Below are 13,171 nucleotides of genomic sequence, written 5' to 3'. Positions count from 1 at the left end.
TGGCCATGAACGCGGCTTTCCAATGGGAACGTCGGCTGGCCGGCTTGGCCCGCCCGCTGTTCGGCGCCTCGGCGCTGCGGTTCCTGGCCTATCTGGGGCTATGCGCCGCCTACCTGCAGGGCGGGCTGGTGAAGCTCTTCGATTTTCCGGGGGCGCTGCGCGAAATGGCGCATTTCGGGCTGTCGCCCGAGCCCTTGTTCGCGGTGCTGGTGATTGCGCTGGAACTGGTCGCTTCGCTCATGATCCTGACGGGCCGGCTGCGATGGCTGGGTGCGCTGGCACTGGCCGCCTTCACGCTGGTGGCGACCGGGATCGCGCTGAGATTCTGGGAGATGCCGGTGGGGCAGGAGCGCTTCATGGCGGCCAACTCGTTCTTTGAACACCTGGGGTTGGCCGGCGGGTTGTTGCTGGTGGCGTGGCTGGATTTGCGGGAATCGAAGCCCGCCAGCGCCCGGAGCCTGAGCGGCTGCTAAGCGGCGGCCGCCGCATCCGGCGGCGTGCCGCAAACCTGCTTGATCGTCTGCCTTAGCCAGCGGTGGGCGGGGTCGCTGTCCAGCCGTGGCGGCCAGGCCTGCACCACGGTGACAGGGCGCATGGGCACCGGCACCTCGAAGGCGCTCAGCTTCAGGCCCAGGCGTTCGACGCCGGGCATCAGGTTCTGGGGCATGGACGGCAGCACCAGGTCGGAATCGGCCAGCGCGAAGATCGCGGCATGGAAGGTCGGCGTGATCAGCGTGACGTGGCGCGCCAGTCCCAGTTCTTCCAGGGTGTCGTCTATTGGTCCGTGCGCACGTCCTCGGCGCGAGACGCTGACGTGGTCGTAGGCGCAGAAGCGCTGCGGGGTGATGGGCGCCTTGAAGATCGGGTGTTCCTTGCGTGCCAGTCCGCAGAAGGCGGTGGTGAACAGGGTCTGCACCTTGATGTCGGCGCCGAACTTCTGGGAAGAACCGATATAGAGGTCGGCATCGCCGCTGAGCGCGTCGGCGTCGTGATTGCCTTCGGAGACGAAGCGCAGCACGGCGCGGGGCGCGTAGCGGCGCAGGTGTTCGCGCAGCCGGCCGCCGTAGCCGCCCACGAACACGTCGTTGGCGCGCAAGGTAAAGACGCGCGTCAGGGTCGCCAGATTGACGTCCTCGCCGAAGGCCGTGAAGACGGCCTGCGCCTGTTCGATCACATGGCGCACCTGCGCATGCAGGGCCAGCGCCCGGGGCGTGGGAGCCAGGCCGCGGCCGGAGCGTACCAGCACGGGGTCGCCGACGGCTTCGCGGATGCGCGCCAGGCTGCGGCTCATGGCGGGAGTGCTCAGGTTCAGCCGGCGCGCCGCGCCGACGACGCTGCCTTCCTGGATCAGAACGTCCAGGGTCAATAGCAGATTCAGGTCTAGCGGTTTCATGTGACCAAGCATAGCGCGGCGGGCAAACCGGGCGGGCGTTTCAGGATTGCGTCTGCTGCACTTCTGGATTGCGCCAGACGGCATTCCCCGGCATCCCGTCCGGGACCAACATTCGAGCCGTGGCCGCGCGTGGGCGCAGGCCGTATGAGAAACGAGGAGAGACAAATGGCGCTGGAAGTTCTGGAACTGCATCATCACGCCGTGCGCATGTCGCTGGACAAGGTCGCGGCCATGGGCGCGTTCTACGGAGACGTGCTGGGACTGGACACGGACCGTGGCCGCTGGGAGATTCCGGGCATCGCCGGGTACTTCCTGGACATGGGCAACGACTGCCAGATCCACCTGCTGGGCAGCGACGGCCCGTCGCCCTATTCCCAAGGTCCGGGCTGTGATCCTGTGGAAAACCACGTGGCGCTGGCCGTGCGCGATATCGCGGCGGCCGAGACGGAATTGCAGCGCCTTGCGGTGGACTATTGGAAGCTGGACAACGTGGCCGCGCCCGAGCTCATGCAGCTGTTCCTGCGCGACCCGGTGGGCAACCTGATCGAGCTGCATCAGATCGGCCGCTGCCGTTGCAAGCGCAGCGACCGCGCCTTTGCCGACGCGAAGGCCGCGCAAGGCGCTGCGCCGTCGCAGGGCCGGGACTGAGGGGCTGGGGATAGGCCATGTTCATCGATCTGAATGACCTGGCGGGCCCGGCGCGCTACAAGCTGCTGACCGCGGCGATCGTGCCGCGGCCCATCGCCTGGATCGTGTCGCGCGACGCCGCAGGGACGACGAACGTGGCGCCGTTCTCGTTTTTCAACCTGATGTCGGGCGATCCGCCGCTGATCTGCGTCGGCATCGGCGTGCGCGGCGACGCGCCCAAGGACACCGCGCGCAACATCGCCGAACGCGGCGAGTTCACCGTGAGTCTGGTATCCGCCCCGCAGGCTGGCCGGATGAACGTGACGGCGGTGGATTTTCCGGCGGACGTGGACGAGTCCCGGGAGGCTGGCCTGGAGCTGTCGCCGTCGCGGCGCATCGAAGTGCCCTGGGTGGCGCAGTCGCCCGTGGCGTTCGAGTGCCGCGTGCATGAACTGATGCGCATCGACCGCCGCAGCCTGATCGTGGCGCAAGTCGCGGCCATGCACGTGCGCGATGACGTGGTGGCGGACCGCGAGCATCTCTATCTGGATGGCCCCGCGATGGACCTGCTGGCGCGGCTGCACAACCCCGGCTGGTATTGCCGGCCGCAGGCGGCTTTCCAGATGCCGCAGTTGACGCTGGCGCAGTGGGAGGCGCTGAAGCAGTCGGGCGAGGCCCAACGCTATCTGGAGCAAGGGGCCGCAGAGCGCTGATGGCACCAGCGCGCGGCGTCACCGCCCCGGCCGCGCCTTCAGATCCCCCATCTCTTCCTGCATGAGCTGGTGCGCATAACGTGAAAACACGCTGACCAGCCGTGTGCGCGTATGGTACGGCGGGTACAGCAGCGCCACCGTCACCGGCACGGCGGGGCTGAAGGGGCGGATTTCGACGTTGTGGGCGGCGTATTCCTCGCGCGCGGCCAGCGGGTTGATGAGCGCCACGCCCAATCCTGCGCCGACCAGGGCGCAGATCGACGAACCCAGGCCGGCCTCGGCGACGGTCTGGCGTTCGACCTTGGCTGTCCTGAACACGGCGTCGATTTTCTCGCGCAGCGGCGTGCCGCTGGTGAAGGCCACGAAAGGCTCGCCGGCGAAGTCCGCGGGCTTGAGCTTTTTCAGCTTGGTCAGGCGATGGCCCTTGGGTACCACCGCGACGCAGCTCATGGTCAATACCGGTTCGACCTGGATGCCGGGGGAATCTCCCGACAGCATGGCCAGGCCCGTGTCGCAGAACCCCGAACTGATCCAGTTGTGCACCGTGCTGGCGTTGCCGGAATGGATGGACACCATCACGTCCGGGTATTCCGTCTTGAAGGCCGCGACGATGCGCGCCAGCAGCCCGCCTGCCAGCCGCGGCATGGCGGCCACGCTCAGGCGGCTGGCGCTGAACGAGCGGATGCTGGCCGCCGCCGATTCCAGGCCGGCCAGGCCGATGAAGGTCTTTTCCACTTCCTGGAAGAAGCGCGACCCGTCCTGCGTCGGGGTCAGGCGGCTGCCATTGCGGTCGAACAAGGCGAACTGGGTAATGGCTTCCAATTGCGCAATTAAGCGGCTAACGTGCGGCTGCGAGGTGTGCACGCGCCGTGCGGCGGCGGTCATGGAGCCGGTCATCATCACGGCGCGGAACGCCTCGATGTGTCTCAAGCCCATCCGTGGAATGGCCATGTCAAATCCGTATAGAGGAATACTCGATTGGAACTGGATAAAACCATACCGCTAGTTGATACTTTTCGCCAGCCGCGGGGCTCATCGCGGGACGAGGCGGCTGTCAGCCTGGCTGGCGCCGTCGATCGTGAACATAAACATGCGCCGCTCGAACGGCGCCAAGGGAATCAGATGAAAGCACTTGCTGCGATCTCCGTCGCCGCGGCCTTCCTGGGCAGCGCCGTAACCGCCCACGCCGAAGGCCCCAGCCGCCTGGACAAGATCAAGGAAACCGGCGTGATCACGCTGGGCCATCCGGAGACCTCGGTCCCATTCGCCTATCTGGACGGCAACCAAAAGCCGATCGGTTACACAGTGGAGATCTGCCAGGAAGTCGCCCAGTACGTGAAGGCCGCCCTGAAGCTGCCCAAGCTGGAAGTGCGCTACAACCCGACGACTTCCGCCACGCGCATTCCGTTGCTGGCCAACGGCACCATCGACCTGGAATGCGGCAACACCACCAATAACCTCGAACGCCATAAGCTGGTGTCGTTCGCGCCTACGACCTTCGTGGCGCAGGTGGTGCTGGTGGCGCGCAAGGACGGCGGCGTGGATCCCAACAACCTGGAATCCTTCCGCGGCAAATCCATTGCTGCGCAGGCCGGCGGCCAGACCTTCCGGCTGATCTCGCAGCTGAACGCCAAGGGCAACCTGGGTATCACCATGGCGCCGACCAAGGACACCGCCGAAACCATCCTGATGGTGGAATCCGGCCGCGCCGCGGGTTCGGCCAACGACGACGGCATCGCTTATGGCGCGGTGGCTTCGTCGAAGAATCCCGACGCCTTCGTGATCGGCACCAAGGGCCTGGAAATGGCGCCCTACGGCATCATGGAACCCAAGGATGACCCGGCCTTCAAGAAGGTGGTGGACGATGCCGTGCGCGACCTGATCAAGACGGGCAAGGTGGCCGCGATCTACGACAAGTATTTCAATGCGCCGATCCCGCCCAAGCAGATCAACCTGAAGTACCCGATGAGCGATGCGCTCAAGCGCGCGCTGGCCAATCCGACCGATTCCGGCGATCCCAAGGCGTACGAGTAAGCAGGCTGTGCGCGGGACGCCTGGCGTCCCGCGGCTTGCTAGCAAGGACGCCGGCCGCCAGGCGCGGCGGGCATCGCCATCAAGGGACGGGGCATGAATTACAACTGGAGCTGGAGCGTCTTCCTGGATATGTCGCCGGACGGCGTGCATACCTTTCTGGAGACGATCTTCATCGGCGTGGGCTGGACCCTGGCGCTGGCCCTGACGGCGTGGGTGTTCTCGCTATTGCTGGGATCAGTACTGGGCGTGATGCGCACCGCCAGCTCCCGCCTGATGAATGCGCTGGGCGCGACCTATGTGGAGGTGTTCCGCAACATCCCGCTGCTGGTGCAGATGTTCCTGTGGTACTTCGTGTTGCCCGAATTGCTGCCGCATGCCTGGGGCCTGGCCATGAAGCAGATGCCGCAACCCTGGGGCCAGTTCGTTCCCGCGGTGCTGTGCCTGGGGTTCTATGGATCGGCGCGCGTGGCCGAGCAACTGCGCGCGGGCATACAGTCGCTGCCGCGCGGCCAGTTCCAGGCGGGCACGGCGCTGGGCCTGACCGAGGCGCAGGTGTACCGCTACATCATCCTGCCGGAAGCCTTCCGCATCGTGCTGCCACCCCTGACCTCCGAGTTCATGGGCACCATCAAGTATTCGTCGGTGGCGCTGACGATAGGGCTCTTGGAGCTGACCGGCCAGGCGCGCTCGATGGCGGAATTCAGCTTCCACATCTTCGAGGCGTTTTCCGCCGCCACGGTGATCTACCTGATCATCAACGGCGTGGTGGTGCTGGGCATGCGCCTGCTCGAACGCCATGTTGCGGTGCCCGGACTGATCGGTTCGGCGAAAAGGCCCTAGGACGACACCATGGGCAAATTCGATTTCGACGTGATCTGGGCGGCGCTGCCCTATCTGTTCAAGACGGGCATGACCTTCACGCTGACGCTGACCGCGCTGGCGGGCGTGATGGGCCTGGCGCTGGGCACGCTGCTGGCCATGATGCGGCTGTCGCGCTTCAAGATCCTGTCGGTGCCGGCGGGCATCTACGTGAACGTGATGCGCTCGATCCCGCTCTTGCTGGTGATCTTCTGGTTCTACTTCCTGATGCCCTACATCGCCGCCTGGGTGGTGGGGTCGCCCACGCCGTTGCGCGTGGGGGCGTTCAATTCGGCGGTGATCACCTTCACCTTGTTCGAGGCCGCGTACTTCTGCGAAATCATGCGCGCGGGCATCCAATCCATCGCGCGCGGCCAGGTGTCGGCCAGCATGGCGCTGGGGCTGAACCACTGGCAGGGCATGCGCTACGTGGTTTTGCCGCAGGCGTTCCGCAACATGCTGCCCGCGCTTTTGACCCGCATCATCATCCTGTTCCAGGACACCTCGCTGGTGTATGTCCTGTCTCTCACCGACTTCCTCGGCGCGGCGGCCAAGATCGGTCAGCGCGACGGCCGTCTGGTGGAGCTCTATCTATTCGTGGCGGTGGTGTATTTCGTGATCTGCTTCACGGCGTCCCGCCTGGTCAAGTTGCTGGAAAAGCGCACGCGGGTGCTGCGCTAGCGCAGCGCTTCCAGTTATCCACAGGTTTCAACAATGCAACTCTCTTCCAAGCCCCCGATGATAGCGATCAAGCAGGTCAGCAAGTGGTATGGCGACTTCCAGGTGCTGGACGATTGCTCGACCACCGTGGGCCGCGGCGAAGTCGTGGTGGTGTGCGGGCCGTCGGGTTCGGGCAAGTCCACGCTGATCAAGACCGTGAACGCGCTGGAGCCCTTCCAGAAGGGCGAGATCCAGGTCAACGGCATTTCGGTGGGCGATCCGCGTACCAACCTGCCCAAGCTGCGCGCGGTGGCCGGCATGGTGTTCCAGCATTTCGAGCTGTTCCCGCACCTGTCGGTGACGGAGAACCTGTGCCTGGGCCAGCTCAAGGTGCTCAAGCGCGGCAAGGACGAAGCCCGCCAGCGCGCGCTGGCCCTGCTGGAGCGCGTGGGCCTGTCGGCGCACAAGGACAAGCACCCCGGCGAGCTGTCGGGCGGCCAGCAGCAGCGCGTGGCGATCGCGCGCGCGCTGTCGATGGACCCGGTGGTGATGCTGTTCGACGAGCCGACTTCGGCGCTGGATCCGGAGATGGTCAACGAAGTGCTGGACGTGATGACCGACCTGGCCGCCGAAGGCATGACGATGATGGTGGTGACCCACGAAATGGGATTCGCCCGCCGCGTCGCCGACCGTGTGATCTTCATGGACGGCGGCAAGATCGTGGAAGACTGCGACAAGGAGCAGTTCTTCGGCGATGTAGAGGAGCGTGCGCCGCGCACGCGCCAGTTTCTTTCCAAAATCCTGCAGCACTGACAGCCATGACTCAGACCTCCTCCGCCGCCGCCCGCGCACCCGTCGACCTGCGCAGCGACACGGTCACCCATCCCACCGCGGCCATGTATGAACGCATGCGCACCGCACCCATCGGCGATGACGGCCTGGATGGCGACCCTACCGTGCGCGAGCTCGAGGCGTATGTGGCCGCGCAGTTGGGCAAAGAAGGCGGGCTGTTCGTGCCCAGCTGCACCATGGCCAACCTGCTGGCGGTGCTGGCGCAGACGCAGCGTAATGAGCAGGTGGTGCTGGAGTCGGCCGCCCACATGTACACGTCCGAACGCGGCGCGGCCACGTTCACCGGCTCGTTCTACCTGGGTCTGCCCGGTTCTGATGGCGCCATGGACCTGAACCGCCTGGAGGACGCTTTGCTGGCTGGCGGCCACCGGTTGAAGACGGCGCTGGTGACGATGGAGACCTCGCACAACAATGCGGCCGGCGCGGTGCTGCCGCTTGATCACATGCAGGCGGTCCATGGCCTGGCGCATGCCGCGGGCGTGCCGGTGCACCTGGATGGCGCGCGGCTTTACAACGCGGCCGTGGCCCTGGGCGTGGCGGCGGGCGAGATCGCCTGCCATGCCGATACCGTGTCGCTGTGCCTGTCCAAGGGCCTGAGCGCGCCGGTGGGCGCTGTGTTGGCCGGCAGCCAGTCGGTCATGGCCCGCGCGCGCGTGCTGCGCCGCATGCTGGGCGGCACGCAGCGCCAGTCGGGCATCATGGCCGCGGCCGGCCTGGAAGGCGTTCAGACCATGACCGGGCGGCTGGCGGAGGACCACGTCCGCGCCCGCCGCCTGAGCGCGGGCGTGAACCGCCTGGGACCAGCTCTTTCGGCCACCGAACCGCAGACCAACATCGTGCAGGTGGAAACCGCCGACACGGGCAGGAGCAACACGGAGTGGGTGGCTGCCCTGCAGGCGGCGGGCTTGCTGGTGCGTCCTTGGGGCCGCACGCGGCTGCGCTGCGTGACTCATCGCCACATCGGCGACGCCGACATCGACGCGGCTGTGCGGGCCTTCGAAACGGTGCTGAACGCAGGCTGATCTGCTCCGTTCAGCAGCGGTGTCGCGATGCGATAATGCCGCATGACCACGACCCATCTTTCCCGAAAAGACTATTTCTGCGCACTGGCGGTCGTGGTCATCTGGGGCACCAACTTCGTCGCCATGAAAGTTGGCATGCGGGGCCTCTCCCCCATGCTGCTGGGCGCCCTGAGATTCGCGCTGGCGGCCTTTCCCCTGATTCTCTTCGTGCGTGCGCCCAGGCTGCCGTGGCGCTGGGTCGCGGCGTATGGATTGGTCCAGGGCCTGGGCCAGTTCGGACTGCTGTTCACCGCCTTGAAGTTCGGCATGCCGGCCGGCATGGCTTCGCTGGTGATCCAGACGCAGGCCTTCTTCACGCTGCTGCTGGCCGCGCCCATCCTGCATGAGCGCGCGCAGCGCCACCACTGGATCGGGCTGGGCGTGGCGGCGCTGGGGCTGGCGGTCATCGCCGGCGGCCGCGGCGAAGGGCCGGGCCAGATGACCATGGCGGGCTTCGTGCTGACGCTGGGCGGCGCGTTCATGTGGGCCGTGTCGAACATAATCGTGCGCCTGGCCAGCCGCAAGTCGCCCGGCTACGACCCGTTTGCCTTCATCGCCTGGAGCAGCGCCGCGCCGGTGCTGCCTTTCCTGCTGCTGGCGGTGCTGATCGACGGCTGGCAGCCGGTGGTCGGCATGATCGTGAACATAGGCTGGGGAGAGATCCTGTCGGTGTTGTACCTGGCGGTGCTGGCCACTTTGGTGGCCTACACGTTGTGGACGCAGTTGCTCACGCGCCACGCCGCCGCCAAGATCGCACCGTTCTCGCTGCTGGTGCCCGTGGTGGGGCTATGGGCCGCTTCCGTGGCCTTCGGCGAACGCCTGGAGACGCTGCAATGGGTGGGCGTGGCCTGCGTGCTGGCCGGCCTGCTCTTCAACCAGCTGGGCGGGCGCTGGCTGCGCACGCGCTGAGCCTTCCGGCAGGCGCTTTTTTCCCTTTCGCGTCCGTATCGGCCGACCAGACTAGCCCATAACGGCGAGCAGAGGCGACGGCCTCACAGCTGCTCGAAACGGATGTAACGCTTATCGGTGTACTCCCGGCGGGTGGTGATTTCCTGCACGCTGGCGCCCGGGGGGCCGCGCCGCAGCCATTCCAGCATGTGGTCGACCTGGTCGGCGGTGCCTTGCACCATGGCTTCGACCGTGCCGTTCGGCAGGTTCTGCACCCAGCCCTTGGCGCCCAGCATGTGGGCGCGCCGGACCGTGGCGTGGCGGTAGCCCACGCCCTGCACGGTGCCGGTGATCGTGACGTGCACGGTCTCGATATGGGTATCGGCTTTAAGGTCTTGCATCGATTCTCTCTTGGATGAGGCGCCGCGCTCGGCGATGTACGTAGACGTTAGTGACTACGGCGGATGATCTATAGGCCGGGGGGACGCCTGGCGATACGTTAGAGCTCATGTCAAAACGTGCCAGCGGGAACACCCGTTACCAGAGCTTGGAGAAGCCATTATGGAAGAGACCAGTTTGTTGTCGGAAGCTGAGACAGCGCGCTACAGGGAACAGGGTTACCTGGCCCTGAAGGACATGTGCCCGCAGGACGAGGTGGGTTACATCCGCAGGACGCTGCTCGACCTGTTCGCGAACAAGACCGGCTACAACGAGGGTGCGCAGTATGACTTTGTGAGCCGTGACGACCCGTCCAAACCCGCCAAGTTTCCCAGCCTGCACGATCCACGCCATTATGCCCCGGGCCTCTTGAAGACCGAGTACCACGAGCGCACCCTGGAGCTGGCGCGCCAGCTGCTGGGCCCCGAGGCCGCCCTGTATGGCGAGCACGCCCTGCTCAAGCCTGGGCCGCACGGACCGGAAACGCCGTGGCACCAGGACGAGGCTTTCCGCTCGCCGGACTTCATCTACAACGAACTCAGCATCTGGCTGGCGCTGCAGCCGGCCACCACGGAAAACGGCTGCATGCAGTTCATTCCGGGTTCCAACAAATGGGATGTGCTGGAGCACCGTTCGCCGGGCGGCGACAAGACCCTGCATCCGCTGGAATGCTGCGGCGATTTTCCGCGCGACCAGGCGGTGCCGGAGCCCCTGGACCCGGGCGGCATCACGGTGCACGACGCCCGCACGCTGCACTTCACCGGGCCGAATACCTCGCAGGCGCCGCGGCTGGCTTACATCCTGATCTACAACACGCCGCCGGTCTACAAGCCGGGCCGCCGCGAATTCCCGTGGCTGGAGGGCCGCTGGACCGACAGCCAGACCCGCAAGAAGCAGTGGCACAAGCGCGGCGGGCTGGCCGTGGACGTGATGCGCCGTCTGCCCGGCGCGCGGCTGACCAGCCCACGCTGGGTGGCCTGGGCCACGATCCGGGCCGTGTCCAAAGTCTGGCCGCGATAACGGGGGCGCAGGGGCCGCAAGAGTCCCTGCGATAAGGGGGGCGAACGAGGCCGGCAAGCAACGCTTGCCGGCCTCGGCGCGTATACTGGGCGGCGTTGCGAGGCCTGGGAGGCCCGCGCAATCGCTGGAGCTGCCCGCAGCTGGCGGCCCGGCGTCCAAGAATAACTAGCCGCAGCTGGCGCCCCAACACTCCATAGACCACTCCATGACCGCTAACCTTTCTACGATCACCTGCATCGAAGATCTGCGCGCCATTGCGCAGAAGCGCGTGCCGCGCATGTTCTACGACTACGCGGATTCCGGCGCCTGGACCGAAGGCACCTACCGTGCCAACGAAAGCGATTTCCAGAAGATCAAGCTGCGCCAGCGCGTGGCGGTGAACATGGAAGGCCGGTCGCTGCGCACCACCATGGTGGGCCACGACGTGACCATGCCGCTGGCGATCTCGCCCACGGGCCTGACCGGCATGCAGCATGCGGACGGCGAAATCCTGGCGGCCAAGGCGGCGGCGGACTTCGGCGTGCCCTTCACGCTGTCCACCATGAGCATCTGTTCGCTGGAAGACGTGGCCGCGGCCACCAAGAAACCCTTCTGGTTCCAGCTCTATGTGATGCGCGACCGCGAGTTCGTCGCCAACCTGATCGACCGCGCCAAGGCCGCCGGCTGCTCGGCGCTGGTGCTGACGCTGGACCTGCAGATCCTGGGCCAGCGCCACAAGGACATCAAGAACGGCCTGTCCACTCCGCCCAAGCCCACCCTGCGCAATCTCATCAACCTGGCCACCAAGCCGCGCTGGTGCATGGGCATGCTGGGCACCAAGCGCCGCACCTTCGGCAACATCGTCGGCCACGCCAAGGGCGTGAGCGACCTGTCCTCGCTGTCGGCATGGACGGCCGAACAATTCGACCCGCGCCTGAGCTGGGACGACGTCGAATGGATCAAGCAGCGTTGGGGCGGCAAGCTCATCATCAAGGGCATCCTGGATGTCGAGGACGCGCAGCTGGCCGCCAATAGCGGCGCCGACGCGCTCATCGTCAGCAACCATGGCGGGCGCCAGCTTGACGGCGCCATGTCGTCCATCGCCGCCCTGCCTTCGATCGCCGACGCCGTGGGTTCGAAGATCGAAGTGTGGATGGACGGCGGCGTGCGTTCCGGCCAGGACATCCTGAAGGCCGTGGCGCTGGGCGCGCGCGGCGCCATGATCGGCCGCGCCTTCCTTTACGGCCTGGGGGCCTATGGCCAGGCCGGCGTGACCCGCGTGCTGGAGATCCTGTACAAGGAAATGGATACGACGATGGCGCTGTGCGGCCGTCGCTCGATCGAGCCCGGCGACCGCAGCATCCTGCTGCCCGGAACCTACCCGAACTGAACGGTTCGGCGGCCCATGAGAAAAAGCCTGGATACGGTAGCGTGCCAGGCTTTTTTCGTTGACGCGCCGGTTGGCGAGGTCGCATGAGCCCATGCAGGAGACTCTATGACGCGTAACAAACAAGATGGGCAGCGCCGCCTGGGCGCAGGCAGGCGGCTGCTGGGCGCGGCTCTGGCGGTGCTGTTGTCGGCCGGGGCGGCGGCGCAGCAGACCACGCTGTACGTGGGCATGAACGGCGGCGACATGGCGCGCGCGTTCTCGCAGTACGTATTTCCGGATTTCGAGCGCGCCCACAACGTCAGGATCGTGGTGGTGCCGGGCATGTCGACCGAGGTGCTGGCGCGCGCCCAGGCCGACAAGGGCAAGCCGCGGCTGCATCTCATGTTCCTGGACGACGGCGTCATGGCGCGCGCGATTTCCATGGGATTGTGCACGCAGCTCAACGAAGATCCGGTGCTGAAGGAGCTGTACCCCACCGCCCTGAAGAAGGACCGCATGGCCGCGGGCATCGACATCGGCATGACTGGCCTGGGCTACAACACCAAGGTGTTCGCCGAGCGGGGCTGGGCGCCGCCGACGTCGTGGATGGACCTCGCCGATCCGAAGTACCGGGGCCAGGTCGTGGTCCAGTCGGCTTCGAGCAGCACCTTCGGTCTGCACGCGTTCCTGATGATCAACCGCATCCTGGGCGGCGACGATCAGAACTATGGACCGGGCTTCGCGCACTGGCCGGCTGTGGTCGGCCCGAACGTGCGTGCATACCTGCCGGATTCGGCGCGCCTGGCCGACATGGTGCAGGCCGACGAGGCGGTGCTGTTTCCCTGGACACCCACGGCCATCACCCGCCTGAAGAAGCGCGGCGTGCATGTGGAATATGCGCAGCCCAGGGAGGGCTCGATGATCCTGATGGTGGGCGAGTGCGTGGTCGCCGGCAATAGCGAACCGGAGCTGTCGCAGAAGCTGGCGCTCTACCTGCTGTCCGAGCAGGCGCAAGCGAAGGCGCTGGAGATGGGCGGGCATTTCCCGTCCAACCGCAATGTGCTGGCGCCAGCGGGCCACGCGGACGCGCTGCAGCGATTCCAGGGTTATATGTCGAACGCCAAGATACCGAACTGGGATCAGATCAACGAGACCCGGCCCGCGTTCAACGCGCGCTGGAACCGGGAGATCGGGCGCTGACGGCCTCCTGCCCGGGGGCGGGCAAAAAGCGCAAAATCTGCAAAGGCCGGCCCGCTACATTGCTCTCCAAGGAGACCGC

Annotated in this window: 15 protein-coding genes; 12 read left to right on the top strand and 3 right to left on the bottom strand. The window is 66.2% G+C overall.

The genetic code is table 11. The annotated features are described in order from the left end of the window. Window positions 1-5 precede the first annotated feature (5 nt). The gene (locus HV793_RS07330) at window positions 6-473 is read left to right on the top strand and encodes a DoxX family protein (protein ID WP_054455774.1); all 468 of its coding nucleotides are present in this window, start codon (window positions 6-8) and stop codon (window positions 471-473) included. On the opposite strand, the gene HV793_RS07325 is transcribed toward HV793_RS07330, so the two are convergent. Then, the gene (locus HV793_RS07325; protein ID WP_054455772.1) at window positions 470-1,393 is read right to left on the bottom strand and encodes a LysR family transcriptional regulator; all 924 of its coding nucleotides are present in this window, start codon (window positions 1,391-1,393) and stop codon (window positions 470-472) included. The genes HV793_RS07330 and HV793_RS07325 overlap by 4 nt on opposite strands. Before the next feature lie 165 nt (window positions 1,394-1,558). Here HV793_RS07325 and HV793_RS07320 point away from each other — a divergent pair, with 165 nt between their 5' ends. Together HV793_RS07320 and HV793_RS07315 are read left to right on the top strand one after the other, a co-directional pair. Continuing rightward, window positions 1,559-2,041 carry a VOC family protein gene (locus HV793_RS07320; protein WP_054455770.1) on the top strand — a complete coding sequence of 161 codons (483 nt, stop codon included), beginning with the start codon at window positions 1,559-1,561 and terminating at the stop codon, window positions 2,039-2,041. 17 nt (window positions 2,042-2,058) lie between these two features. Continuing rightward, a complete protein-coding gene (locus tag HV793_RS07315) occupies window positions 2,059-2,733 on the top strand; it encodes a flavin reductase family protein (protein ID WP_054455767.1) in 675 nt (224 codons plus the stop codon). 18 nt (window positions 2,734-2,751) lie between these two features. Here the strand turns inward: HV793_RS07315 and HV793_RS07310 are convergent, their stop codons facing one another. Then, a complete protein-coding gene (locus tag HV793_RS07310) occupies window positions 2,752-3,684 on the bottom strand; it encodes a LysR substrate-binding domain-containing protein (protein ID WP_082401101.1) in 933 nt (310 codons plus the stop codon). 171 nt (window positions 3,685-3,855) lie between these two features. Here HV793_RS07310 and HV793_RS07305 point away from each other — a divergent pair, with 171 nt between their 5' ends. The 6 genes from HV793_RS07305 (at window position 3,856) to HV793_RS07280 (ending at window position 9,107) form a co-directional block, all read left to right on the top strand. After that, the gene (locus HV793_RS07305) at window positions 3,856-4,767 is read left to right on the top strand and encodes an amino acid ABC transporter substrate-binding protein (RefSeq protein WP_175212929.1); all 912 of its coding nucleotides are present in this window, start codon (window positions 3,856-3,858) and stop codon (window positions 4,765-4,767) included. 93 nt (window positions 4,768-4,860) lie between these two features. Continuing rightward, window positions 4,861-5,607 (top strand): amino acid ABC transporter permease, encoded by a 747-nt coding sequence (locus HV793_RS07300; protein ID WP_054455762.1) that lies wholly within the window; start codon window positions 4,861-4,863, stop codon window positions 5,605-5,607. 9 nt (window positions 5,608-5,616) lie between these two features. Continuing rightward, entirely contained in the window at window positions 5,617-6,306 is a 690-nt protein-coding gene (locus HV793_RS07295) for an amino acid ABC transporter permease (RefSeq protein ID WP_054455759.1), read from the top strand. Between the two features lie 57 nt (window positions 6,307-6,363). Further along, window positions 6,364-7,098 (top strand): amino acid ABC transporter ATP-binding protein, encoded by a 735-nt coding sequence (locus HV793_RS07290; RefSeq protein ID WP_041652034.1) that lies wholly within the window; start codon window positions 6,364-6,366, stop codon window positions 7,096-7,098. Window positions 7,099-7,103: 5 nt separating this feature from the next. After that, window positions 7,104-8,159, top strand: a complete 1,056-nt coding sequence (locus HV793_RS07285) for a threonine aldolase family protein (RefSeq protein ID WP_175212928.1) — start codon at window positions 7,104-7,106, stop codon at window positions 8,157-8,159. Between the two features lie 42 nt (window positions 8,160-8,201). Then, window positions 8,202-9,107: an EamA family transporter gene (locus tag HV793_RS07280; protein ID WP_054455755.1), complete on the top strand. Its 906-nt coding sequence runs from the start codon at window positions 8,202-8,204 to the stop codon at window positions 9,105-9,107. A gap of 83 nt (window positions 9,108-9,190) precedes the next feature. On the opposite strand, the gene HV793_RS07275 is transcribed toward HV793_RS07280, so the two are convergent. Beyond that, window positions 9,191-9,487 (bottom strand): acylphosphatase, encoded by a 297-nt coding sequence (locus HV793_RS07275; protein ID WP_175212927.1) that lies wholly within the window; start codon window positions 9,485-9,487, stop codon window positions 9,191-9,193. 160 nt (window positions 9,488-9,647) lie between these two features. Here HV793_RS07275 and HV793_RS07270 point away from each other — a divergent pair, with 160 nt between their 5' ends. From HV793_RS07270 to HV793_RS07260, 3 genes are all read left to right on the top strand, one after another. Next, window positions 9,648-10,544 (top strand): phytanoyl-CoA dioxygenase family protein, encoded by an 897-nt coding sequence (locus tag HV793_RS07270; protein WP_054455751.1) that lies wholly within the window; start codon window positions 9,648-9,650, stop codon window positions 10,542-10,544. 205 nt (window positions 10,545-10,749) lie between these two features. Continuing rightward, the gene (locus tag HV793_RS07265; protein WP_054455749.1) at window positions 10,750-11,913 is read left to right on the top strand and encodes an alpha-hydroxy acid oxidase; all 1,164 of its coding nucleotides are present in this window, start codon (window positions 10,750-10,752) and stop codon (window positions 11,911-11,913) included. Between the two features lie 105 nt (window positions 11,914-12,018). Then, a complete protein-coding gene (locus HV793_RS07260; RefSeq protein ID WP_119449787.1) occupies window positions 12,019-13,092 on the top strand; it encodes an extracellular solute-binding protein in 1,074 nt (357 codons plus the stop codon). Window positions 13,093-13,171 lie beyond the last annotated feature (79 nt).

Origin of the sequence: Achromobacter aegrifaciens (assembly GCF_902859965.1) — a bacterium.
Taxonomy (GTDB): Bacteria; Pseudomonadota; Gammaproteobacteria; order Burkholderiales; family Burkholderiaceae_B; genus Achromobacter; species Achromobacter aegrifaciens.
Note: the sequence above shows the minus strand (reverse complement) of the source record. Positions and strands in the feature narration are given on the sequence as shown.